Genomic DNA, 25,842 nt, shown 5'->3' on the forward strand with positions numbered 1-25,842 from the left:
CCTCAGCAGAGCGCTCTGCTGGGGTTTTTTATTGCCTGCGGGAATGAGAGCAAAGGGATGGTAAGGCAAAGAGCGGGCGAGACGCCCGCGGTCCACCGACCGTCACACAACAGCGCAGCTACTCCGGAACGCGGGCGTCTCGCCCGCATAAACATGAGTTCAGAAAGCTGCAGCCTGTGAATGATCTATCTGATAAAATCGCACCCAATCGTTTAACCATGCATGGCAACCTTGTGGAATCTAAGCAGCAACTAAAAAGTGACTATCTGGAGTCTATGGGTATTCAGCCCTGGTTCCCGCGTGCTGTTTTGGCTAATTCTCTGCCGCCGCTGCAACTCTCAGATGATTTAGACAGTGAAGAAGATGTTGCAGTCGTTGCCAGGCTTCATGCTCATCAGGCGGCAGAAGGCTCCAGCGTCAATCAGGCAGTTTCTGAAAACCCAGAAGCCGCTCAGCAAAAGAAAGTAGCCCAACAGCCCAAAGCTGAAGTGCAAAAACCAAATCAAAAACAAAAACAAAAACAAAAAGTACCACAGGCCAGGCCTGTTCGTTTCGGTCTGGGTCTTTACGTATTTGGCGACTGGTTAGTGGCGAGTTCATTGATTGACGATCATGCACTCTATCAGGATCAGGCAATCTCTTTGGCGGGTAACATAGTTAAGGCCATTGAGGGGCAATTAAGTCCTTTGGAGTATCATCATACTATTTCCTGGCCGTTCTTTAGTAATGCCAGCGCAGATCAGGGCGTCGATGCCGCCCGGCAGTATGTTTCAGGGGTTATCGATCACCTGAAAGAAAAACACGAAACCAGCAAGCTGTTGGTCTTCGGAGGCGTGCTGCCAAAACTGAATAGCTGGCCGCTAACAGGCAGAATCAATGACAGTACGGAACGTCTAATACTTCCTTCTTTGTATAAAATGATGGATGAACCGGCTTTGAAAGCCCGGGCCTGGCATGAGATTCAGACCTCTCCCTTCCTGCACAAACAATGACGTTACAACCAGCCACCGAGCGCGATACCGCCCTGATTGTTGCTATTGCTCAAAGCTCTGACGACTCACTTCTGCCTGATTCAGCCATTGCACACTGTATAAACCAACAGCAGCTTATGTTGGTGGTAGAGGGAGGGCAGCCAATTGGCTTTATTGCAGAAAAGATCATTCTGGATGAAGCCGAGCTGCTGCAAGTCGTTATCGGGGCTGACTATCGAAAGTCTGGCAGAGCCACTGAAGCATTGTATAGCTGGCATCAGTACCTGGCCCAAAGGGAAGTAAAACAAGTATTTTTGGAGGTCCGTGAAGGCAATGAAGCGGCTCTTCGTCTTTATGAAAAACTGGGATATACGAAAATTGGTGTGCGTAAAAACTACTACGTTATAGCCGGGGTAAAGTACAACGCACTGCTCATGCAAAAAACACTGTGCTGAACATTCCTGTTTAAATTATCTTAGCTGGACTCTCTGATCATTAATTCAGTGGGAAGAACCAAACTTTCATAGTCGTTCGGGTTCAATACCATTTTCGCTGCCAGCCGGCCTTTTTCGAGGCTGGGCTGATAAACGGTTGTGAGTTCCGGGTGATATCTTTTCGACTCCGGTGTGCCATCAAAGCCAACAATTTTTAGTTCTTCCGGTACTCGAATGTTCATGCTTCTGGCAACGGATAAAGCCGCGAGTGCGAATTGATCAGACATACAAAGCAGGCCTTCCGGCCTTGGCTCGGTCGACAATATTCTTTCAGCCGCTTCTACGCCATGCATCCAGGTGCTTTCATCAGTAGACCAGACACGGTCTAACGATATGGGCCGACCTGCTTCATTAGCCGCACAGAGATACGCATCTAAACGCTGACAGGAAACGGAGAGTGATTTGTCATTAAGCTCCTGGTTCTCCATCGTCTGAAGTTTTCCGGAATCACAAAGGCGGATGCCGATAACAGCGATAGCGCCGGTCGTCTGTTCCAGTATGTGTTTAGCCGCCGCCGAAGCGCCGCCGTAGTTATCAACATTCACGGACAGGTGGCTTGGCAGGCTGAAATCAACAGTCACGACGGGTTTTCTTTGAGTCTCTATTCGTTGAAGTATTTCCAAATCCCGTGGTGGTCCATAAAGAATGTATCTTTCCGGAATGGCTTCTAAAGATTTCTCTTTGTAGAACTCCTGCCTGCCGGGCATCAGGAGCATATTGACCTGCGCTTTATCTAAAACTTCGGCCACGCCCTGCAGAAACTCAATGGCACAGGGGTCTGTAAAGTTGTAGGCCAGGTGCTCTGCCAGCATGATACCAACAACGCCGGTTGCCCCGGTACGCAAGCTGCGTGCGGCTGGGTTCGGGCCATAATAGCCCAGCAGCGCACTCTCACTGATAATGCGCTCGCGTAACCCGGCAGAAAGCTGGTCAGGACGGTTAAAGGCGTTAGACACCGTCGCAGTTGATACCCCAAGGATTTCTGCAACCGACTTAACCGTCATCTTTTTGTTTGTTGGTCCTGTAGACAAAGCTGGCCCTTCTTTATTTTAAAAACTATTCGGTTTTAAAAATTACGATCTGGTAGGGATTAATTTTTCCGCTGCTCAGTTCTCCCCAAATAATTTCACTCCCCGCATAACTGCCTAAGTCGAAAGCTTGTTCACCGAAGTTAATGGCGACGATGATTTTTTCATTGTCATTTTGACGTTGATAAATCAGGCAGTCACCGCCGTTCGATAGCCACTCAAGTTTGCCAGAAATTAAGGCGCTGTGCTGTTTTCTGAATGCAATAAACTCTCGGGTAAATTCAAGTGTTGAGCTTTTAACGCCATCCTGAGACGCAGCGGATAGAGCCTGGTGAGCGGCTTCCGGTGGTAACCAACTGTTGCCACTGTTGCTGAAGCCTAAGTCGCTTTTGTTTTCCCAAGCCATCGGTGTACGGCAACCATCGCGGCCTTTGAATTCAGGCCAGAATTCGATGCCGAATGGATCCTGCAGATCTTCAAAGGCTACGTTGGCTTCTGGTAAACCAAGTTCCTCACCCTGATAGATGCAGGGTGTACCGCGCTGGGTTAGCAACAGCGCCAGCATGGCTTTAATTTTTTCTTCGGGGTTACTGCAGTTTCTGGTCCAGCGGGTCGCACTGCGAACGGTGTCGTGGTTGCTTAAAGAAAAGCATGGCCAGCCATCGCTGAGTTTCTCGTTAACTCTTTTCAATGTGTTGCGGATATAGTCGGGTTCACACCGATCATTCAGTAATTCAAAGGTGTAAGCCATATGCAGCTTATCGCCGCCCTCGGTATATTGCGCCATGTAGCTCATGCCGTCGGGCGCACCAATTTCTCCGACCGTGGTAGAGCCGGGGTAGTTGTTCAAAAGCTTACGCAAACGCTTTAAGAATTCTAAATTATCGTCACGGCACATCTGGTGAATGTGGAACTGTTTGGAAAAAGGATTCGCCGGGTCGACACCCACAAACTGCTTTTCAGGGCTGTCAGCCACGCCGTTGTCAGTCAGCTCGACATCGTGGAAGTACATGTTCACAACATCGAGACGGAAGCCATCTACGCCCAGTTCGAGCCAGAATTTAGCGGTATCCAAAATGGCATCCTGTGCTGCAACACAGTGGAAGTTTATATCCGGCTGGCTGGTTAAAAAGTTGTGCATGTAATATTGCTGGCGCGCGGTATCCCATTGCCAGGCGGAACCCCCAAAAAGGGATAACCAGTTGTTCGGTGGTGTGCCATCTGGCTTAGCTTCTGCCCAGATATACCAGTCGGCTTTGTCGTTAGTCTTGTCTTTGCGGCTTTCTTTAAACCAGGCATGCTGGTCGGATGTATGCGAGTACACCTGGTCAATAATAACCTTCAGGTTTTTTGCATGGGCTTTATCGATCAGTTCTTTGAAGTCTGACAATGTACCGAACATAGGGTCTACATCTTTGTAGTCTGAAATGTCGTAACCAAAGTCTTTCATTGGTGAAGTAAAGAACGGCGATAACCAGATGGCATCAATATTCAGGTTGGCTAAGTAGTCTAGCTTCGAGATAACACCTTTTAAATCTCCGATGCCGTCACCGTTACTGTCTTTAAAGCTTCGCGGGTAAATCTGATAGATTACCGCGCCCCGCCACCAGTCGTTGTTTTGCATATAACCTCCGGTTAAATTAAATCTGTTTTGATTTTTCTTGGTAGAGCCAGTTCATTTGGTACGGACCAAATTGTAAAATGCCTGCTGTGCTGAACTCGCCATTGTTAATCAGATCGACTGCCTTGGGAGATAGATTCAAAGAATCCAGCTGGTCATGATGAATTGAAAACTGATGCTCAGAAAAGTTTGCCAGGATGTAGACAACTTCAGTATCTGTGCTTCTTGAAAAGACAAACAGATGAGGGTGAATCTGGCGGTAAATTGTAATATCGCCGGCACCGAATACTGCGTGTGTTTTACGCAGCCTGATCAGCTCTTTCATGCTGGTGTAAAACTCTTCAGACTGGTGTTGCTGCTCGGCAGAAAGTTGTGAATTTATTTTGTTGAACGGAATTCGGTGTACCCATCTTTGATCGTTATGATGCGCAGGGTGTTGCTGAAAACTGTAGTCGTTCAGCATTGCCTGCTCATCACCGGCGTAAATCAGCGGAATACCTTTAAAGGCCAGCAGTACACCGTTGATCACCAGCATGCGCTTGTAGGCATGGTCTGTCAGTATCGGGTTTTGCTGAGCAAAGCCAAGTTCCAGGCCACACAGCGATGCCATCGTACCGCAAATGCGACAGTCACCGTTGAACGGGTTCTCCTGAAAGGGGAGCCCGGTACTGAAACTGCCTTCGAATTTTCCGGTGTAGAACTGGTTGAGAAAGCTTCGGTGGTGATGAGGATTAATACTGACATCCCAGGAGTCCTGATCGGCAAATGCCCAGCCGATATCATCATGACAGCGCAGGTAATTCACCCAAACGGTGTGCTCCGGTAACTGGGTGCGATAGCGACTGCCTTCAATCAGTAGCTTGGTTTCGCGTGTTGCCAGAGCTTCCCAGATCAATGCCATCATATTGGGGTTGTACGATAAGGCACACTCATCTTCCGAGATATATTCAACCACATCATCAGGCGCCACGATAGCTTCTGATTTGAATAAAATATTTGGTGCCGATATGCGTAAAAAGGCATTGAACGCCTGGATCAGGCGGTGAGCCTTGGGCAGGTTTTCACAACTGGTACCGGGCTCTTTCCAGGTAAATGCCAGAGCGTCGAGGCGAATTACGTCAGCGCCAGCATTTGCAAGCTTCATCATTTCGCCACACATGGCATAGAACACATTTGGATTGCAGTAGTTTAGGTCCCATTGAAAATCATTGAAGGTTGTCCACACATCGCATTGCAACTCTTCGCACCAACTGAAGCAGCCCAGACGTTTATCCGGAAAGATGTCACGTAAGTTGTGCGCATATTGGTTCTTTTCTTCCGGGTTGTCGAAGAGCCAGTAAAACTGCTGATAAAATTGATCGCCAGACTTTGCTTTCACCACCCAATCATGCTGATCGGATGTGTGATTAAAGACAAAATCAAGTACCAGGCGGATGTCATTTTGATGAAGTTTTTCCGCAACAGAATGTAGATCTTCTAACGTACCGACGCGAGGGTTTACGTTGCCATAGTCCTTGACCGCATAGCCGCCATCGCTGTCACCTTCGCCGGTCTCGAAGAAGGGCATCAGGTGGATATAGTTAATGCCCAGGTTTTTCAGGTAAGGTATTTTTTTCTCCAGGCCATTGAGGTTTCCGGCGAAAAGATCAACGTAAGCGCTGAAGCCGACGTTGCGTTCGTCTTCAATCCAGCAGGCCGAGGCCCAGCTATACGGCCTTTGGTCTTTGGCCGTTGCAAACCAGTGGTTGGCAGCGAGCATTACCAGGCTTTTTAGCTGATAGTAGAAATCCCAGTGATTCTGGTAGAGATCATAAAGGCAATCGAACAGTGCAGGCAGGTCCTGCACCAGTGCGGCTTTAAAATCGACCAGTCGGTGACTGTGTCTATGGCTGCTGTATTGAGCGTCAACGTCCGGCCAGATTCTTTCAAGCGCAAGCAAGGCCGGGTGTTCATTATTCTTACCCAATGTCATATTCGGTACTCTAATTATTGTTGTCTGAGAGGCCGCGGTTGCCCGCAGCCTATTCTTTTATCTCAACCACCTTTTACCGAGCCTGCCAGCAGGCCGCGGACAAAGTAACGTTGCATCGACAGGAAGACGATGATGGGCACAGCAATAGAAATAAATGCGCCGCTGGTCAGAATTTCCCAGTTGTCGCCGCGAGAGCCTAACAGTTCAATCAGCTGCTGAGTCATCACTGTTTTTCCTTCACCCTGGCCAAGGAACACTGCTGCGACCAGCAGATCATTCCAAACCCACAGGAACTGGAAAATAGCGAAAGATGCCAGCGCCGGTAGCGACAGCGGCAGAATCATCTTCACAAAAATCTGGAAGTGGGTAGCGCCATCCATGTAGGCCGATTCGATAATGTCCTTTGGTAAACTTGCCATGTAGTTACGCAACAGGTAGATCGCCAGCGGTAAACCAAAGCCGGTATGAGCGAGCCAAACCGTCAGGTAACTCTTAGAGGGTATGCCGACTATCTGCCCAATTTGGGAGAAGATCTGCAATACAGGAATCAGGCTCATTTGCAGTGGCACAACAATCAGACCGATGATCATGGCGAGGAAAAACATACGGCCTTTAAACTCCATCCAGGCCAGCGCGTAAGCAGCAAAGGCTGCAATTAAAATGGGAATAAAGGTCGCCGGTAGTGTAACCGTAAGTGTGTTGATAAAGGCTCGCCCGACACCTTCCGAAGTTAACACTTCACGGTAGTTATCGAAGGTGAAACGCGGTGGAATGTTGGCATTGAAGAACACCCTTGGCGACCGGGAGTGAGTAAATTCACTGTCGGAACGCCATTCAACCCTGCCGTTTTCATAAACAGTGATGGTCTCGCCGTTATCAACCTCGGCAGTTTCGCCGGGCTTGTACTGCTCAATCTCGGTAGCGCGAAACCCCCAGCTGCGAATTTGGTTTTTAGTGCCTTCGCCAAACAGGTTGGTTTCTATAATAAAGCCAGCGCCATCCGCTGCTTGAGTATCGGCCTTCGGCAAGCGTTGCACATTCTGCTGCTCGCTGGCGGTCAGCGAAGACCACCATCCACTTAGACTGAGTTGATCCTTATCGCGCACGGAACTGACCAGCAGGCCCAGAGTAGGCAGCGTCCAGAGCAAAACCAGAAACAAGACGGACACATGTTTGGTAAACAGGGTACCTTTTGACTTTGTAGATTCAATAGACATCAGCTGGCTCCTATTGCGCGGAATCTTTGGCGGATTTAATGTTGTAAATCATCACCGGCAGAACCGCGATCATCAGAATAACGGCGACGGTACTGGCTGTGCCCGAATTGGCGTTGCGGAACATTTCGTTGTACATCAGGTTGGCTAACACCTGAGTGTTCCACTGGCCATTGGTCATGGCGTAAACGATATCGAAAACCTTCAATACCAGAATGGTGATGGTGGTCCAAACCACGACAATGGTGGGCCAGATTTGCGGCATGACAATTTTGAAAAAGATTTGGAATTCGTTAGCACCATCCATTGTGGAAGCTTCTATGGTGTCTTCCGGAACGCCACGAATCGCTGCACCTAAAATCACCATCGCGAAACCTGTTTGAATCCAGATGAGAATGATCATTAAGAAAATGTTGTTCCAGAAGGGCAGGGATATCCAGGACTGCGGTTCCCCGCCAAAGGCGACGACGATGGCGTTAAGAATACCAATTTGCTCGGTGCCGGCCGCACGAAAATCGTAAACGAATTTCCAGATAATAGAAGCGCCGACGAATGAAATTGCCATAGGCAGGAAGATCAGTGTGCGCGCGATTTGCCCCCACCAGATGCGGTCAGTCAGGTAGGCAATAATGAGTCCGAATGCGGTGGCCAGGGTTGGCACAATTAACAGCCACAGCAGGTTGTTAATAATGGAAGACTGAAAGCCGTCACTATGGATAGCCCAGATGTAATTGGCAAAACCGACAAACTCATCACCCTCGCGGCCAAAGAACGAAAGTTGTATCGATTTCAAAACCGGGTAGACCAGGAAAACAAATAGAAACAGCAGTGCCGGACCTATAAAGATCCAAGGACGAAGCGCTTCACGTTGTTTGTCGCGCTTCATCTGTTTTATTGCAGGCAGACCATCTGATGCAAATGCTTTATCAATCAGAACGTTTAGGCCAACGTAGAATAAAACGCTTCCGCCAATGGCTAATGTAATGGCAAGGAGAGCCCCTGAGATTTGCTCAAACACGTTGATATCTCCTGATAATTCTTGTTTTTTTGAATCAGGCCACCGAACAGTGGCCTGTTATTTTGGGTGAGCGATTACTTGATCGCGTCCCAACTTTTCTGGATGTCTTTAGCAACGGCATCTGCACTCTTGCCGTCGACATAATCGACCATGCCGGTCCAGAAAGAGCCAGCGCCGATTGCACCCGGCATCAGGTCGGAGCCATCGAAGCGGAAGGTTGTCGCGTTCAGCAGAATTTCACCCTGACGCTGCAAAGTTTCGTCTTTGTACAGTTCAACCTTGGCGTCTTTTTGCGGGCTTAAGAAGCCGCCTTTGGCCATCCACAGCTCATGTGCCAGCGGTGTTGTCAGATATTCAAGCAGCGCTTCGGTGCCCTTGTTCGCCTTGGTCACAGTCACCACGGTGCCAGCGCCCAGTACCGGTTTGCCTAAGTCTTTGCTTTCAAATGCCGGGAAGTAGAAGAAGTCGGCATCTTCACCAACAACGATATCTTCAGGGAAGAAGGCTGGAATAAAGCTGGCTTGACGGTGCATGAAGCACTTAGCAGGAACAGTGAACAGGTCTTTAGGGCTGTCACGGAAGTCGGTGGTCCCGACGGCGGTTGCGCCACCCTGAACGTAGTCGTCATTGCGTGCAAATTTGCCGAAGGTTTCAATGGCTTCAACCACTTTAGGATCGTCAAACTTCAGTTCGTTGGTCACCCATTTGTCGTAATCTTCAGGGGTTTGGGTTCTCAGCATAATGTCTTCAACCCAGTCGGTTGCCGGCCAGCCGGTGGCAGCACCGGAACCCAAACCGATACACCAGGGGGTGTTGCCGTCTTTAACCATTTGATCGGAAAGTGCGAGCAGGTCTTCCATCGTTTCCGGCACGTCGTAGCCGTAGTCATCGAAGTTATCCGGCGAATACCAGACCAGGCTTTTCAGATCGACCCGGAAGAACACGCCGTAGAATTGGTCTTTACCTTTGTTGTCTTTATAGGTCGCCAGGTCTACCCAGGATTGGGCTGCGGCATAGTTGTTCAGAACCGCGTTCTTCACATTGCTTGAAACTGGGGACAGTAGGCCGCGAGAGGCTAAATCTGCTGCCAGACCCGGCTGTGGGAAGATCGCCACATTGGGTGGTGTTTTGGCCTGAGTATCGATAACGATTTGCTGTTCAAAGCTGTCAGAGCCGGTGTACTGAACATCGGCACCGGTGGCTTCTTCGAAATAACTCATAATGCTGGTGAAGATACCGTTCTCCGGAGCCAGCCAAGGGCCGGTGACCGTGACGGTAACACCCGATAAATCCATGTTTTCAAATTTGTCGAGAGAGTCCCAGCTGTAACCACCGGTGCCCTTTGCGACCATGTGACCATCACTAAAGGCGGTGCCTGTCAGAGCGGTCGATAGAGCAACGGCAATAGAGAGCTTTTTAAACTTGGTTGTCATGTTGTTTACCTTCTTGTTTTTATGGGGCTTCCTGCAGGAAGTTTTTTTGGTATGTACTTCACACGTAAAGCTTAAACGATTAAGAAGAAATTGCCTGCCTTTTCATAGATTCATTTTTTATAAGAAATGTGCTGGAAATTACCTTTTCTTAATCGTTTAAGAAGGTATTTGCTGTTAGGTCGCATGGCAGAGCCTTTGGGTTGGCTCTGCCAAGTTTGATGTGATCTAAGCCGGGCCAGGGGTGTCAGTCGAGCGAGTAGCGCTTGAGCCGCTGGTTTTCCGGTTTGGTGGCGATCAGGGTGGCGCGGATAGGTGCTGGGTGGCCTTCGATGGTGCGGGTTGGGTCGTTAGGGTCCAGATAATCCGCGAGGCTGGTGCCGGGCTTCCACTGGGAATGACGCTGCTCCTGCGTGGTGGTTTCACTTTGGTCAACGATACGGATATCCACAAAGCCCATCTTGTCGAGCCATTGCGCAAGGGTCGGGGCAGAAGGTAAGAACCAGACATTGTTCATGCGCGCATAGCGCCCGATAGGCACCAGAGATTCGCCTTCTTCACCGTCGATGACGATGGTTTCGAGCACCAGTTCGCCGCCCGGGCGCAGAGCACCGCGCAGTTCAAACAGGTGATCGAGCGGTGAGCGGCGGTGGTAGAGCACGCCCATGGAGAAGACGGTATCGAAGGCTTCCAGGTTCTGCGTCATGCCTTCGAGCGTGAAGGGCAGCACGGTATGGCTGGCATCCTGAATGTACTTATTTACCGCCATGTGTTGTACAACCGAGAGCCACGATGGATCAATGCCGGCAACCGTTGCTGCACCAGCGGCTTTCATCCGCCAGCCGTAATAGCCGTTACCGCTGCCGACATCCAGTACGTGACGGCCAACCAGGCTGCTGATGTGCTGCGATACCCGGTTCCACTTCAGGTCGCAGCGCCACTCGGAATCGATATCGATACCAAAGAAGTCAAACGGGCCTTTGCGCCAGGGCATCAGGCCTTTCAGCGCGGCATGCAGCTGCTCGTGTTGCTCGCGAGAGGTATCGCCTTTGAGCTGAACGATGTCGGCAAGAACGGCCTCGTGCAGAGCCAGTTCCGGCAGGCTTTGCCAGTGCTTCAGCATGCGCGGCAGGTTGCCATCGTTGAGGTTGGCCCAGAGCTCGTCGAGCTGTTGGCTCAGTGGCGCAACCCAGTGGTCGAGGCGGGTGTTCGTGATGTGCTGGATAAAGGGCTGGTAATCGATCATTTGATGGCAATAAAGGACGCAAAGTTAAAAGATTGGAACCACTGGCTGGCAATAGAGAAGCCGGCCGCTTTCAGGCGGTTCAGGTGATCATCGGCGGTTTCCGGCAGTAAAACCCGTTCAATGGCCTGCCGCTTCTGGCTGACTTCCAGGTCGCTGTAGCCGTTGGCGCGCTTGAAATCATGGTGGTGCTCGGCGAGCAGCTTTTCCTGCGTGGGGTCATCGAAGCGAAGTTTCTCGGAAAGCACCAGCGCAGCGCCCGGCAGCATGCCGTCGTAAATACGCTGAATGGTTTGCAGCCGTTTTTCCGGGGCAATGAACTGCAGGGTGAAATTCAGAACGGCGAAGCTGCACTGGCGGATGTCCAGTTCGGTAATGTCGGCGCATTTGGTTTCCACCGGGGTGGGCGAGTCTTCGGCATCGAGAAACTGGGCGCTGCGTTCAAGCATGGCCTCAGAGTTATCCACAGCGATAATTTTCACACCCGGTGCATGTATTCGGTGGCGCATGGCGACGGTGGCGGCGCCCAGTGAGCAGCCAAGATCGTAAACGCGGCTGTTGGGCTGGGCGTATTGCTCGGCCAGTATGCCGATGTTGGCGACAATATGGCTGTAACCCGGAACGGATCGCTTGATCATGTCTGGGAAGACGTTGGCGACTTTGTCGTCGAATTTGAAATCTGCTACCGCGGTTTGAACCGTTGAGTAGATGGTGTCGGTTTCCTGGCTCATGGGGCTGCCTGTTTAATTTTGCGGCTATTGTACTTTTCGCGCTCAGAATCGCCAGTGTGAGCACAGTATAAGTTGGCTCATCGGTGAGTCTAAAGTCACGGCAGCTTAATGTTTGGTAGGGTATGCTGTAACTTGTCTTAAGGAGGAGACATTCCATGACCCAACCACAAACGAACCCTGAGCTGGAACTGGCCAGAGATTTTATCGAACAGACCGGCACGCACCTGTTCCTGACCGGAAAAGCTGGCACCGGTAAAACCACCTTTCTGCACGAGTTGCGGGAGCATTCCAGCAAGCGGATGATCGTCACCGCACCTACCGGCGTCGCAGCACTGAACGCGGGTGGGGTAACCCTGCATTCGTTTTTTCAGCTGCCGTTCGGGCCTATATTGCCGGAGCAAAGCCAGCAGCCGATCTATCGGTTCTCCAAAGATAAAATCAACATTATCCGCAGCCTCGACCTGCTGGTCATTGATGAAATCAGTATGGTGCGCGCCGATATGCTCGACGGCGTTGACGCCGTGCTGCGGCGCTTCAGAAATGGGCGTCTGCCTTTTGGTGGTGTGCAGCTGCTGTTGATTGGAGATTTGCATCAGTTGCCGCCGGTGGTGAAGCCGGATGGATGGTCACTGCTGCAGGCACATTATGCCAGCCCGTATTTTTTCAGCAGCCTGGCGTTGCAGCGCTGCGGCTATACCGGCATTGAGCTTAAAAAGGTGTACCGCCAATCCGAAGAGCAGTTTATTGCGCTGCTCAATGCCGTACGCGAAGAACGCTGGACGCCGGATGTGCTCAGTGCCCTGAATGAGCGTTATCAGCCCGTTGAGCAAATTGAGCAGGTGGAGCGCTACATCACCCTGACTACCCACAACCGCAAGGCCGATGTGATCAACCGGCAGAACCTCGGTCGGCTTACCGGCGAGTCAAGGAAGTACGTAGCTGTGGTGGATGGCGACTTTTCGGAAAGCATCTATCCGGTGGATTTCCAGCTTGAACTGAAGCCGGGTGCCCGGGTCATGTTTACCCGCAATGATGGCTCGGAGGAAAGGCTCTATTACAACGGCAAGATAGGGGTGGTTGAATCGTTTGATGCCGGCGCGGTGACGGTTTACTGCGAAGAAGATGATCAGCGGATTCGTATCGAACCGGTTACCTGGGAGAACACCCAGTACCGAATCAACGAGCAGACCAAAGAGGTGGAAGCCAATGTGACCGGCAGCTTCACGCAAATACCGCTGAGGCTGGCGTGGGCCATTACCATTCACAAGAGTCAGGGGCTGACGTTCGATCGTGCCATTGTCGATGCGCAGGAGGCGTTTACCACCGGGCAGACCTATGTGGCCTTGAGCCGTTGTCGTTCTCTGGAAGGGCTGGTGTTATCGAGTCGTGTTTCTGCGCCGAATTATTCAGCCGATGACGCGCTGCTGCAGTTTGATGCCGATCTCGAAGCGAAAGCACCAAACCAGGCTCAGGTGCAAGAAGCGAAGCGCCTGTATCAGTATCAGCTACTGGCGGACTGCTTTGATTTCAGCGAAGAGGTATCGCTGTTGAAGCGCTGGTTGAATAGCCAAAACCGCATTGCAAACCTGATCGCCAACCTACCGGCGGAGCAACTGACAGCGCAGGTGGCCGAGTTTGAACAGAAGGTCGCCATAGTCGCCGGAAAGTTTCAGCCCCAGCTGCAGTCCTATTGTGCCGAGGGGATCGCCGCTGAAAATGAAGCGCTGTCTGAACGGTTGAAAAAGGCCGGTGGTTATTTTATTGCGCAGTTGCAGCCGTTGTTTAATCAGGTAGAAGCGTTTCACTTTGAAGCCGACAATAAAGCAGATGAGAAACGGCTGCGCCAAATCGTAGATAAGCTGCAGGAGCGTGTTCAGCTCAAGCTGGCAGTTTTTACCCAGTTAGCCTCGGGGTTTGAGCCCGCGCTGTTGCTGAAAGCCAGAGCCGAAGCCTCATTGCTCTTGGCAAAGAAGGCCGTGAAAAAGCCGAAAGCACCCGCACTGACCGAAGCTGACGTTCCCTTTCCGGCGCTGTTTGAGCAGTTACGCCAATGGCGCAAAGATACCGCTGATGAAAACGGCGCGCCGGTCTATACCGTGTTGCAGCAAAAGGCACTTGTGCAGATTGTTTGCCACTTACCGGGCTCTTCCAATGAGCTGCTGCAGCTGCAGGGTATTGGTCCAGCGACCGTCGAGCGCTATGGCGAGGGCGTTCTTGCCATCGTCAGCGATTTCTGTGCGGCTGAAGCGATAGACCCCACTGAATATCCAAAGGCCGCTTTACCAGGGGATTAGCTTGCCGCTGTAATCAATGAACTGGCCGGTGGTTAGTTCATTTAATTGGTCGATGACACTAGCCAGACCCGCGACGCTTTCTTGTGCGGTAATGAGTGCGTTCGCCCCGCCCATATCGGTTTGCACCCAGCCCGGGTGCAGCGCTGCGACCAGAATCTCGGGTGCAAGGTCGATGCTCAGACTCTTTATGCAGGCATTCAGTGCGGCTTTCGATGAGCGATAAATATAGCTGCCACCGCTGTTGTTATCGCCCATGCTGCCCATTTTTGAGGTTAAAAAAGCGATTTTGGCGGGTGATTGCGCCCGCTTGAGGTTGCTCAACAATGCCTGAGTCAGCTCAATTGTCCCCAGCACATTAATCTGCATAACCTTTTGCCACTCGTGAACATCAATGTTTCCGAGGCTGTAGCCTTTTGGGCCATAATAGCCGGCGTTGTTGATAAGCACGTCAATGGGTTTATTGCCCAGTTGTTCGGTAAAGGCCGCGATTGAACTGGATTGCGAAATATCCAGAACCCTGAGAGTCAAATGCTTGTTCTCTGCTTGAAGAGCGCTGAGTTCTTGCGCCGTATCCAGGTTCCGCACGGTCGCGGTAACCTGATGGCCAATACTCAGATAGTAGCGAGTGAACTCCAGGCCGATGCCCCGATTCGCTCCGGTAATAACGGTATGCTGCATAATGCTTCCTTAAAAATAGCTCGCCTTGCATGGGAAATTCAGACTGATTTCATTTAACGACTATGGCCACTCATATTCAATAGCCGGCAGGAGAGTCGCTGGACAAACGCATAGGAGCGGGCTAATTTTTCTTATCAGTAAAGGTTTTTAAGGTTTGTTTCATAGTTATGTTTTTTTGGCTGTTTATAAAATGACGAGGCAATGTCACTGGTTTCTTGCGCAAACAGGGCGCGTTGAGTGAATAAATTCTAACTATGAACGTACAGCAGCCTTTGGCTCTTCAAACAAGATGTACCCAATGGCTCAGTGCTGTCTTTCTTTCGGTACTTCTCTTTGGCGCAGTGTTGCATGCGGCCACCCCACTGGATTTCAGGCAGTTCATCAACAGCCTGCTCGAACGCTATGGCCAGCCGGCTCAAGCCCGCGGCGAGCAGTGGTCTGAAGTTATCGAACAGATTCGTGGTTATGAGCCGGAGCAGCAACTGAAAGCGGTCAACGACTTCTTCAATACCTTTCTCTTTTCAGATGACATTGTGGTTTGGCGGCAGGAAGACTATTGGGCCACGCCGATGGAGTTTATCGGGCGTGGCGCAGGCGACTGCGAAGATTTTGTTATTGCTAAATACTACAGCCTGGTTGAAGCCGGTTTTCCTGCCGATAAACTCCGGTTGATGTATGTAAAGGCCATTGATTATAACCAGCACCACATGGTGTTAACCTACTACCCGCGGCGCGGGGTTGAGCCCCTGGTTCTGGATAACCTGGACCCGGTCATTAAGCCTTCCGGACAACGCCAGGATCTGCTCCCCATCTACAGCTTTAATGCAGACTTTCTGTGGTTGGTGAAAGCCCGGGGTGAAGGACAAAACGTCGGTAGCTCCGATCGACTCAGTCTGTGGCAAGACTTACAGCAAAGATTCGCCCGTGAAGCCGGGCAGAGATAACGAAGGAATATAGAAATGACTCTTTATCGTCAGGTGTTAATGTTGCTTTTGGTCACGCTGCTGGTGTCGTTCGTGACAGTGATGGGCCTGAACCTCCGATCAAACGCCGACTATTTAGAGCAACAGCTGCGCGCCAGTACCGATTCGGTAGCAACCAGCTTAGGCATGAGGATAGCGCCGTTTCTGAACCCCTATGACCCGGTATTAACGGAAAGCACAGTGACCGCCGCCTTTGATGGAAGCTTTTTAAAACGAATCGATATCGAGTTTTTTGCCGATAACTCCCACCTGACGAAAACTAAACCGGAACTGACCCAGGGCGTGCCACAGTGGTTTGTCAGCCTGTTTGAAATGGCGCCGGTGGTCACGCAGGCACCGCTCACCAGTGGTTGGGTCGAGGTGGCGATGCTCACCGTGGAAGGGCATCCCGGTAATTTATATCGTCAGCTTTGGCAGTTGGCGACAAACCTGGTGCTGATCTACGGCGCGCTTTTTATTGTGTTGGCGGTGTTCACGTCGATAGGGTTGCGCTGGGTAACCCGCCCTCTGGAGCACATTGAGCTGCAGGCTGAAGCCATTAAAGAAAAAGACTTTGATTACCGGATACCGCTGCCCCGTGCCCGGGAGCTTAAGCGTGTCGTTGAAACGTTGAATCACCTGACCGGGATTCTGAAAAAGCGTTTTTTCGAGACGGCAAAACAGCTGGAAGTACTGCAGGACAGATTACTCATTGATGCCGATTCAGGCCTGTTAACGCGCCGTGCAGTTTTAGACATTGCCTTGGGCTACATGGAATCCGGTCAACCCGGCACATTGTTGCTTATCAGAATTGAGCATTTGGAGGCTCTTCGCCAGCACCGTGGCTTCCGAAGCTGGCGACAGGTTGTTGATGCGCTGTCATCCCATGCGGCAGATCAATTTGAGCAACAGCGCACCGATTACTCATTAGGGCGTCTTTCTTCGCAAGACTTCGCGCTTTTATTGTCATCGCCAGTAAAGTCTGAAACCAAGTTGCAGCAACTGGTCGATGCGCTGAATGGAGATTTAGCAGCCATTGAAGAAGAGCTGCAGTTAACTCTGGTAGCCGCCGAAATTTCTGCTGACGTTTCGGTTGGTGAGGTGCTCACCCAGTTAGATGATGAGCTTCGCAGCTGCTTATTGAAAAATCGCAGCTGTGCATTGCTGCCGAGTTTGCTTCCGGAGAATAGCGTTCGTACCGCCGAGGAGTGGCTGCTGTTTCTGAAAGACCGGCTGGCACAGCAGGCACTGCACCTGCGCAAACAGCCCGTTATAACCCATCATGGCGGGCAGATGCACCAGGAAGTGTTTGCTTCGTTATTGGACAACGAAGGCCACTCCCTTCATGCCGGGCTGTTTATTCCGGTGATTGAACAGTTTGAGTTGGGCGCCATGCTCGATTTGGCCGTTTTGCATAAAGCGCTCGACAAAAGCGATGACATTCCTGTTGCGATTAATCTGTCGTTATCAACCATGCGGGATACCGGTTTTATTTCTGCATTAACCAAGCTGCCGGCTCTGCAGCGTCAACAGGTGCTGTTTGAAGTTTCAGAAATCAACCTGAACAGAGAGTTTGATACCGTATTGAGCTTTGCCAATGTGATCCGCCAGCTGGGCTTTTCCATTGGCATTGATCAGGTAGGTGCCAGTGGCCGCTCTCTCGATTATCTGCAAAGCCTGCGGCCGGCTTATGTGAAGGCCGCACCGGGCTTGTCATTGACAGATTCAGACTCAATAGCCTTGCTGGAAAGTTTAACCAATACCGTCAATAACCTGGGCATTCCTGTCATTGCGACAGCCGTCGAAGAACAGGCCCAGGCTGACAGGCTTTGGCAGATTGGCATCGCCGGGCTGCAGGGCTTTTTTACGGATCAGTAAATCTGATGGGTGCAGGCATTTTGAAACAATTTTACTTTCATTGCCGGTGGCACTTTATTGTCGTTTCATTGCCGCGTTCCAAACCACCTACCATCACGTCGTTTATTTGACGTGATTAATATCTTTTATTCATTGATGAAATATTAGGCTCTGCTTTTAGTACTACATTCGTTCACAGCTGTTCAAATAATGAGTAGTATTTCACAGTTTCTTTACGATAAATGAAATTCACATGGTTTTTTGCTTAAAAAATAGCCAGCCGTATCTGAGGGCGCGTCAATGACTGCATCATCTACTTATTTCGTTCAGCACGAAGGTTCCGTGGGGAAAATCCAGGGTACCGCTTTTATCGTGTCGCCTGACGGATCGGCCAGAGTCTTATTAGAAGGGGATCTGCTCCAGCCCGGCCAGCTATTGATGACCGCCGCTGGTGGATCCGTTGAAATCATTGAGAATGGCCAGGTGATTCTGGTGGGTGCAGCCGAAGATGCAGTCATTGAAACGACCCCACAGGCAGCCAGTGAAGAGCTGACTCTTGAGCAAATTCAGCAGGCGATTTTAGAGGGTGCTGACCCGACGGAGATCCTTGAAGCTGCTGCGGCAGGTGAGGCTGGTTCTGACGGGCAGGCAACCATTGTCTCGGTTGACCGGACTGGTGAGGCGACGCTGGCTCAGGCCGGGTTTGATACAGGTGTTGCTGCGGCCGGGGATGATGTTGTTATTACGGATAGCGACGGTAGTGATGCCGCGGTGAGCGGTGCGGTCACGAGTTCCAACGACGCGCCGGTGGCAACGTCGGACGATCATCTGCTGGATGGCAGCGAAGAAGCGACCAGCGCGGTGCTGAACAGCGACATGCTGAGCAACGACACCGATGCGAATAACGACGCGCTGAGCATCACCCATATTGAAGGCATCGAGCTGACTGGCGAAGAGCAAACGATCTCCGTGACCAACGGCATCGTGAACGTTGCGGCGAATGGCGACATTACCTTCACCCCAGCGGAGAACTACTTCGGCGATGTGAGCTTCGAGTACGGCGTGAGCGATGGCAACGGTGGTACACATACAGCGACGGTGAGCGGCACGATTACGAACGTGAACGACGCGCCGGACTTCATCAACGAAACCAGCGGAAACGATGATGACGCCTACGACTTCGGCAGCCTGCCGGAAGGTAGCACCAGCGGCACGGTCGTTGGCAGCGTCGCCGCCAGTGATGCCGATGGCGACACCTTAAGCTACAGCTTTGCGAACGGCACACAGACCGATGGCGTGTTTACCATCGATGCCACGAGCGGTCAGATCACCCTGAATCAGGACATCGACGATGCCGATCTGGGCGACTTTACCCTGGACGTTGTCGTCAGCGACGGCAGCACGACGGATACCGCGAAGGTGGAGATCAGCCTGACCAACGTGAACGACGCGCCGGTGGCATTGGATGACACCGCCATCGCTGCTGAAAATACAGTACTGAACTCAACAGTCGATCTGGATGCCAACGACTACGATGTGGACGGTGATACGCTGACCGTTGTAGACGGAACATTTACCACCACAAATGGCGGAACCATCACTATCGCGCCGGACGGCAGCTACACCTATACGCCAGCGACTGATTTTACCGGCACAGACACGGTGGGCTACACGGTAACCGACGGTGCCTTGTCTGATACGGGCACTCTGAGCATCGAAGTGGTTAAAGCTGGAACGCCAATCGGTACTGAGATTCCAAACGACGCACCGACCGTCGATGTTGTCGCGGCGGCGACCTTCAGCGAAGGCAGCGCGAGCGTCGGAGACGTGGCCTTTACCTTCAGCGGCAGCGACCCAGACGGCGACAGCCTGAGCTACACCCTGACCGAAGACAGCAACGGCTACCTGGAATTGGAAACCGATGCGAACGGAGCCCCGACAGGCAACATCGTGTTGACGGATGCGGGTGCAGCGGCGATCAACGCCGACGACACAAGCCTGAGCGGTTTGACCGCGACCGTTGAAGTGAGCGATGGAAGGGCCACCGCGAGCGACAGCGCCGAGACCGACGTGAGCGCGGTGAACGATGCGCCGATTGCAGTGGATGACATGGCAACCACGGTAGAAGATACACCCCTGATCTCAACGGTGGGTCTGGATGCCAACGACTACGATGTAGATGGCGATACGCTGGAGGTCGTGGCGGGCACCTTTACCACCACGAATGGCGGCACCATCGTGATCGCGACGGACGGCAGCTACACCTATACACCAGCGTCTGACTTTACGGGCACCGACACCGTAGAATACACGGTGACCGACGGTAGCTTGTCTGACAGCGGGGTGCTGAACATCACGGTGGATGCGGTGACCGACGGCTTCAGCGACGCCGACGAAACCGTGAGCATCGACGAAGACAGCGGCGAGCACACGGGCACCTTGTTGAGTGGCACCAGCAGTGTTGATGGCGACGTCACCGTCGCCAGCTTCAGCATTGCCGGAGAAAGCGGCCCGTTCACCCTGGACAGTGCATACGACATTGCCGGCGTGGGCAGCCTGACGATCAATGCCGATGGCAGCTACAGCTTCACGCCGTCGGATGAGTACAACGGCACGGTTCCGACAGTGAGCTACACGCTGACGGACGGCACGAGCACCGAGGGTTCCGAGCTGAACATCACGGTGGATGCGGTGACCGACGGCTTCAGCGACGCCGACGAAACCGTGAGCATCGACGAAGACAGCGGCGAGCACACGGGCACCTTGTTGAGTGGCACCAGCAGTGTTGATGGCGACGTCACCGTCGCCAGCTTCAGCATTGCCGGAGAAAGCGGCCCGTTCACCCTGGACAGTGCATACGACATTGCCGGCGTGGGCAGCCTGACGATCAATGCCGATGGCAGCTACAGCTTCACGCCGTCGGATGAGTACAACGGCACGGTTCCGACAGTGAGCTACACGCTGACGGACGGCACGAGCACCGAGGGTTCCGAGCTGAACATCACGGTGGATGCGGTGAATGATGCCCCCTCAGCAGTAAATGACACTGCCATCACCGCCGAAAACACGCCACTGACCTCAACGGTCGATCTTATTGCCAACGACTACGACGTAGATGGCGATACGCTGGAGGTTGTGGCGGGGAACTTTACTACCACGAATGGCGGCACCATCGTAATCGCTGCGGACGGCAGCTACACCTATACGCCAGTGACTGGCTTTACAGGCAGCGATACGGTGGACTATACCGTGACTGACGGCAGCTTAAGTGATACAGGCACGTTGAACATCAGCGTGATTGAAGGCATAGCACCCGTTGCTGAAGATGATCCTGGCTCAACTTCAAGTGTTTTTGGAAGTGGGACTGCAGACAGTGATTGGAGCAATGCCAATATCACAGCGTTGGACGCTAATGGTGTAGAGCAGGGATTAACTATTAATGGCAGTAATGGGAAGGTTGGGGTTAGTACTAATACTGGTTATGGACCGTCAGGCCAGATTCAGTATGATTTAAGTACTGGCCAGTCTGAAAGTATTGTGATTGAGCTCGATACGCCAGCAACTTCGGCAGAGTTTACCGTTACGAATTTATATGCCAATGAAGGCGGAACTGGTAATCATGAGCAGGGTAAGTGGACGGTTTACTTAAATGGCGTAGAAGTTGCCAGTGGCCTGTTTTTTAATACATCTGGGGGCACAGGCACGTTTACAATAGAGACTAACGGGCAAGCATTTGATGAGGTTGTATTTGAAGCGACGGATTACTCTAGTTACCCAATTGCAAGTGCGAAAGATTCTTCCGATTATTTCCTTAGCATGCTGATGGTAACCTCAGAAGTAGCCTATGCTCAGAACCCGGGCGATACCGTCTTTACCATTCCAGTTACGGATTTGCTTGCGAATGATTATGATCCGGATGGCGCCAATTCAGACCTCTCAATCATAGAGTCGAGCCTGACCAGTAGTGTGGCAGGAAGTACGGTCGAGATTGTCGGTGACGATGTAGTGTTTACCCTCCCATCCGATTACACGGGTGAAGCCTCATTTACATATCAGGTTGAAGACGCTGATGGGCTGTCAAGCAACGCTGCAACGGTAACGGTGATGGTGAATGATGTCTCTAATAGTTACGTAGGTAGTGATGGTGATGACGTTCTATCCGGGAGTGATGACAATGATTACCTGTATGGCGGAGAGGGTAACGATACACTCGAAGGCGGTGCAGGTGACGACATCTTGACCGGCGGCTTAGGCAACGATTTCCTCACCGGTGGCGATGGCGCAGATACCTTTAATTTCGACAACATAGATAACGGTGCAGCTGATACCGTCGTCGATTTTACTCCGGACGAGGGCGATGTTTTAGACCTTTCCGATCTGTTGGTTGACGAATCTGAAGAGACGATAGAAGACTATCTGAGCATAGCCTTCAGCAGTGATGGCGAAAATACGATTATCACGGTGAATGCCGATGGCGGCTCCAGTGGTGAAACTCAAACCATTACTCTGCAGGGCTGGAGCTCGAGTGATTGGGACGCTGCTGGGTACAATACGTCAACTGCTGATACACTGTTAAATGATCTTGTCAGTCAAGGCAAAATTGACATCGATGGCTAGCCACCTTTTCTTTTAGTGCGCACAGGGGCTAGCTTGGCTAACCCCTGAGGTTTTTATGACATCTGAAACAGATACATCGCAAAGCTCTTCAACCATACATGGCTCGACCCCGGCAGACCCTCTGCTGAACTGCCTGGTTTTCTTAACCCGGTACTATGGAAAACCGTTCTCTGCCAGCGCATTAGGCAGTGGCCTGCCGATGGAAGACGGGCGCCTGCCTCTGCAGCAATTTGCCCGTGCCGCGGAACGTGGCGGGTTAACGGCAAAGCTAACGCGCTCTTCTTTAACCAGCGTGTCCGAACTTTTGCTTCCTTGTGTTTTGATTCTTAAAGGCGGCCGCGCTTGTGTCGTGCTGAAAAAATTTGGAGATGAGTACGAAGTGGCCTGGCCTGAAACGCCTGATGGCGTCGATCGGGTTTCGGCAGATGCGCTGTTAGAGCAAGCTTCAGACTACCTCTTCTACGTGCGTAAACGTTATCGGTTTGATGCGCGCGCACCGCAAAGTTTAAAAACCAAGCAAGGGCATTGGTTTTGGCAAACGATGCGCCTGTCTTTACCCATTTATCGCGATGCATTGGTCGCTTCCTTTTTTGTCAGTCTGTTTGCGGTCGCGTCACCGCTGTTTGTCATGAACGTTTACGACCGGGTCATTCCCAATGAAGCCATGGAAACGCTCTGGGTATTGGCGGTTGGAATGATTATTGTCGTGGGCTTTGATTTTGTTATGAAACAGCTCAGGGCCAAGTTGCTCGATTTAGCCGCCAAAAAATCCGATGTCTTGCTTTCATCGCGGCTGTTTGAAAAGGTATTAGCCCTGCGAATGGATGCCAGGCCGCCATCGGTAGGTGCTTTCGCCCGTAATATTCAGGAGTTTGACTCGATTCGGGAGTTTGTTACTTCTGCCACAATTAGCGCCTTTATTGATGTTCCCTTCTCGGTGTTATTTATTCTGGTGATCTTTTTGGTCGCCGGGCCTGTTGCCATCGTTCCAGTCATCGCCATCGTTCTCATGGTTCTTTACGGCTTGTATGTAAAGATGAGAATGCGAGAGCATGTCGAACAAGGCGGTCGTTTTGCCACACAAAAAAATGCGCATTTAATTGAAACTGTTTCCGGTATTGAGGCGCTAAAGATCAACGGAGCGGAGAGCCAGTACCAGCATAAATGGGAAGAGCTTGTTGGTCATCATGCCAAGTGGAGTGTTGCCCTGCGCAAATACGCTACGTCAGTAGGCAATGTGAGCTCACTGGTTCAGCAATTGAATACCGTTTTTATTGTTGCTGCTGGGGTTTATCTGATCGCCGAGGCGCAAATTTCTATGGGTGGGCTTATTGCAGCGGTCATGTTGAGTGGCAGGGCGCTTGCGCCGTTTTCACAGGTCGCGATGTTAACGACACGCTACAATCAGGCCGAATCAGCTCTGAGTACGCTGGATGAAATCATGTCATTGCCAGAAGAGAATATGGAGCGTTATCTGCACCGGCCTTTTATCGATGGCAGTATCCAGTTTGATAACATCAGTTTTGCCTACCCCGAAAGCCAGCTTCCGGCGTTAAAGAACGTCTCTTTCTCTATTAAACCGGGAGAGAAGGTTGCCATCATCGGTCGAATTGGGGCCGGGAAAAGCACTATTGAAAAACTTCTGATGGGGCTGTATCAGCCTGGTTCAGGGGCAATTCGAATCGACGGTATCGATATTCAACAGATAAGCCCAGCCGATGTTCGCCAAAAAATGGGCTGCCTGCCGCAAGATGTGCATCTCTTTTTCGGCTCTATTCGCGACAACATATCTCTGGGCGTGCCGCATGTCGAAGATGCTCGTGTGATCCGGGCGGCAGAGTTAGCGGGTGTGAATACCTTTACGGATATTGAACCGCAAGGTTTGGATAGGCCTGTTGGTGAACGTGGCCAGTATCTTTCCGGCGGCCAGCGACAGTCGGTGGCGTTAGCCAGAGCCTTGTTATTTAATCCGCCGATCATGGTGTTGGATGAGCCGACCAGCAATATGGATAACTCCGCAGAGGCCGCCGTTCGGGAGCGACTGAAGGTGCTGACCCGCGAGAGAACGCTATTGTTGATTACCCATAAGATGTCGATGCTGGATTTGGTCGATAGAGTCATTGTGATAGAGCAAGGAAAGCTGGTTATAGATGGGCCTAAAGATGAGGTTCTTAAGGCTTTATCCGGAGGGAAGGTTCGTGTCTGATCATTCAGGAAAAGGATTGAAAAAACAGGCTGATGAGCAGTTAAAACTGGAGTCTATTGAAGCAAAAGCAATGGAGGAGTTAAAGCATCCCAGTGAAGCGGATCTATCCTACGTTGATGATCTCAATGCGGCATTACTGCTCAAAACACCACGCTATACCCAGCACCTTCTTTATTTGATCGTGGCTTTCGTATTGTCAGCCATCCTATGGGCTTCATTGGCCGAGCTAGATGAGGTGACAACGGGCATTGGCAAAGTTATCCCTTCGAAGCAGTTGCAAATCGTGCAGAATTTAGAGGGAGGGATTGTCAAAGAGATCTTTGTGCGTGAAGGTGAGGCCGTAGAACCGGGTCAGCCACTCTTGCTCATAGACGATACCCGCTTTCGGTCAGACCTGAGAGAAAACCTTCAGGAGCTGGCTAATCTGCAAGGCAGCATTGCCCGTCATAAAGCGGCTTTAGCGAGCGTTAAGGTTCACAGTTCCGATCAAATTCAGGATTGGCAACAATCGGTTCAAATTGAAACAGCCCCTTTGCCTCTGGGTGATGCCTTTAAAAAAGACTTTCCATCGGTGGTGCAACGAGAGCAGGCTGCGCTTGAAGAAAGATTGAATAATCTTGGCAGTCAACTTTCGATTGTTGAGCGTCAGGTGGCGCAAAAAGAGCAGGAGCAGAACGAGCTGGGGTCAAAAATTTCTTATCTGCAGGCCTCCAGTGCGCTGGCAGAGGAAGAGCTTGCCATCACCATTCCGCTCGCAGAATCGGGCGTTGTTTCGCGTGTAGAGCTTATTGGGCTTGAGCGCGAAGTAAATGACATCAAAGGGGAGTTAGCCAGCTTGCAGCTGCTTGTTCCTAAAGTCGATTTCGAATTGCAGGAGCTCATCTCTAAACGTTGGGAATTGGCTTCAAAATTCAGGGCTGAAACGCAAGACCAACTGAACGAATTGGAAGGGCAGTGGTCTCAGATCAGTGAGTCCGAGATTAGCTTGCAGGATCGCGTAGACCGAACCACGGTTCAGTCCCCGGTGAAGGGTACGGTGCAGAAAGTGAATATCACAACCGTCGGTGGCGTTATTCAACCGGGGATGGATATTATTGAGATCGTTCCGGTAGAGGATAAGCTGCTCGTTGAAACAAAAATTCTGCCGCAAGACATTGCGTTTCTTAGGCCCGGGTTAGAAGCCGTAGTAAAGTTTACGGCCTATGATTTTGCCATTTATGGCGGGCTCAAAGGTAAGCTCGAACACATCAGTGCAGATACGATTCAAGATGAAGAGGGTGACAGTTTCTATTTGGTTCGGATACTGACCGATCAAAACCACCTTGGAGAGGGGATACATCAACTTCCCATCATTCCTGGTATGGTTGCGGAAGTAGACTTGGTTACCGGTAAAAAGACGGTCTTGAACTATCTGTTAAAACCGATTTTACGCGCAAAAGAAACCGCCTTAAGAGAGCGTTAGTCACATTGCTGAAGCGTGGGCAGTGCAGGGTCTGAGTTCAACTA

The 25,842-nt window shown here is 51.3% G+C and carries 17 protein-coding genes; 8 read left to right on the forward strand and 9 right to left on the reverse strand.

Annotated elements, in window-relative coordinates; all coding sequences use genetic code 11:
* Positions 1–176 precede the first annotated feature (176 nt).
* Together BCF53_RS17895 and rimI are read left to right on the forward strand one after the other, a co-directional pair.
* Positions 177–992 carry a hypothetical protein gene (locus tag BCF53_RS17895; RefSeq protein WP_132703923.1) on the forward strand — a complete coding sequence of 272 codons (816 nt, stop codon included), beginning with the start codon at positions 177–179 and terminating at the stop codon, positions 990–992.
* Positions 989–1,426: a ribosomal protein S18-alanine N-acetyltransferase gene (gene rimI, locus BCF53_RS17900; RefSeq protein ID WP_132703925.1), complete on the forward strand. Its 438-nt coding sequence runs from the start codon at positions 989–991 to the stop codon at positions 1,424–1,426. The genes BCF53_RS17895 and rimI overlap by 4 nt, the downstream gene beginning before the upstream one ends.
* Before the next feature lie 20 nt (positions 1,427–1,446).
* Here the strand turns inward: rimI and BCF53_RS17905 are convergent, their stop codons facing one another.
* From BCF53_RS17905 to cmoA, 8 genes are all read right to left on the reverse strand, one after another.
* Positions 1,447–2,496: a LacI family DNA-binding transcriptional regulator gene (locus BCF53_RS17905; protein ID WP_243645866.1), complete on the reverse strand. Its 1,050-nt coding sequence runs from the start codon at positions 2,494–2,496 to the stop codon at positions 1,447–1,449.
* A 25-nt stretch (positions 2,497–2,521) separates the two neighbouring features.
* Complete coding sequence (locus BCF53_RS17910) at positions 2,522–4,117, reverse strand: alpha-glucosidase (protein ID WP_132703927.1); 1,596 nt, start codon at positions 4,115–4,117, stop codon at positions 2,522–2,524.
* A gap of 16 nt (positions 4,118–4,133) precedes the next feature.
* On the reverse strand, positions 4,134–6,086 hold the full coding sequence (locus BCF53_RS17915) for an amylosucrase (RefSeq protein ID WP_132703929.1): 1,953 nt from the start codon (positions 6,084–6,086) through the stop codon (positions 4,134–4,136).
* A gap of 62 nt (positions 6,087–6,148) precedes the next feature.
* A complete protein-coding gene (locus BCF53_RS17920) occupies positions 6,149–7,303 on the reverse strand; it encodes a carbohydrate ABC transporter permease (protein ID WP_132703931.1) in 1,155 nt (384 codons plus the stop codon).
* Positions 7,304–7,313: 10 nt separating this feature from the next.
* The gene (locus tag BCF53_RS17925; RefSeq protein WP_132703933.1) at positions 7,314–8,318 is read right to left on the reverse strand and encodes a carbohydrate ABC transporter permease; all 1,005 of its coding nucleotides are present in this window, start codon (positions 8,316–8,318) and stop codon (positions 7,314–7,316) included.
* 74 nt (positions 8,319–8,392) lie between these two features.
* Positions 8,393–9,751, reverse strand: coding sequence for an ABC transporter substrate-binding protein (locus BCF53_RS17930; protein ID WP_132703935.1), 1,359 nt, complete (start codon positions 9,749–9,751; stop codon positions 8,393–8,395).
* Between the two features lie 244 nt (positions 9,752–9,995).
* Positions 9,996–10,994 carry a tRNA 5-methoxyuridine(34)/uridine 5-oxyacetic acid(34) synthase CmoB gene (gene cmoB, locus BCF53_RS17935; RefSeq protein ID WP_132703937.1) on the reverse strand — a complete coding sequence of 333 codons (999 nt, stop codon included), beginning with the start codon at positions 10,992–10,994 and terminating at the stop codon, positions 9,996–9,998.
* Complete coding sequence (gene cmoA, locus BCF53_RS17940) at positions 10,991–11,722, reverse strand: carboxy-S-adenosyl-L-methionine synthase CmoA (RefSeq protein ID WP_132703939.1); 732 nt, start codon at positions 11,720–11,722, stop codon at positions 10,991–10,993. Before cmoA ends, cmoB begins: the two co-directional genes overlap by 4 nt.
* Positions 11,723–11,877: 155 nt before the next feature.
* Between cmoA and BCF53_RS17945 the strand changes: the two genes are divergently transcribed.
* Positions 11,878–14,016 (forward strand): HRDC domain-containing protein, encoded by a 2,139-nt coding sequence (locus tag BCF53_RS17945; RefSeq protein ID WP_132703941.1) that lies wholly within the window; start codon positions 11,878–11,880, stop codon positions 14,014–14,016.
* Here the strand turns inward: BCF53_RS17945 and BCF53_RS17950 are convergent.
* A complete protein-coding gene (locus BCF53_RS17950) occupies positions 14,002–14,694 on the reverse strand; it encodes an SDR family oxidoreductase (protein WP_132703943.1) in 693 nt (230 codons plus the stop codon). The two genes, BCF53_RS17945 and BCF53_RS17950, sit on opposite strands and share 15 nt — an antisense overlap.
* A 254-nt stretch (positions 14,695–14,948) precedes the next feature.
* Between BCF53_RS17950 and BCF53_RS17955 the strand changes: the two genes are divergently transcribed.
* The 5 genes from BCF53_RS17955 (at position 14,949) to BCF53_RS17975 (ending at position 25,798) form a co-directional block, all read left to right on the forward strand.
* Positions 14,949–15,638 carry a transglutaminase-like cysteine peptidase gene (locus BCF53_RS17955; RefSeq protein WP_132703945.1) on the forward strand — a complete coding sequence of 230 codons (690 nt, stop codon included), beginning with the start codon at positions 14,949–14,951 and terminating at the stop codon, positions 15,636–15,638.
* A gap of 15 nt (positions 15,639–15,653) precedes the next feature.
* Entirely contained in the window at positions 15,654–17,534 is a 1,881-nt protein-coding gene (locus BCF53_RS17960; RefSeq protein ID WP_132703947.1) for a bifunctional diguanylate cyclase/phosphodiesterase, read from the forward strand.
* 279 nt (positions 17,535–17,813) lie between these two features.
* Complete coding sequence (locus BCF53_RS17965; RefSeq protein WP_132703949.1) at positions 17,814–22,130, forward strand: retention module-containing protein; 4,317 nt, start codon at positions 17,814–17,816, stop codon at positions 22,128–22,130.
* Between the two features lie 55 nt (positions 22,131–22,185).
* Positions 22,186–24,336 carry a type I secretion system permease/ATPase gene (locus BCF53_RS17970; RefSeq protein WP_132703951.1) on the forward strand — a complete coding sequence of 717 codons (2,151 nt, stop codon included), beginning with the start codon at positions 22,186–22,188 and terminating at the stop codon, positions 24,334–24,336.
* Complete coding sequence (locus BCF53_RS17975; RefSeq protein WP_243645867.1) at positions 24,329–25,798, forward strand: HlyD family type I secretion periplasmic adaptor subunit; 1,470 nt, start codon at positions 24,329–24,331, stop codon at positions 25,796–25,798. Before BCF53_RS17970 ends, BCF53_RS17975 begins: the two co-directional genes overlap by 8 nt.
* The last annotated feature ends 44 nt before the right edge of the window (positions 25,799–25,842 follow it).

The organism is Reinekea marinisedimentorum, from assembly GCF_004341165.1.
GTDB classification, from domain to species: domain Bacteria; phylum Pseudomonadota; class Gammaproteobacteria; order Pseudomonadales; family Natronospirillaceae; genus Reinekea; species Reinekea marinisedimentorum.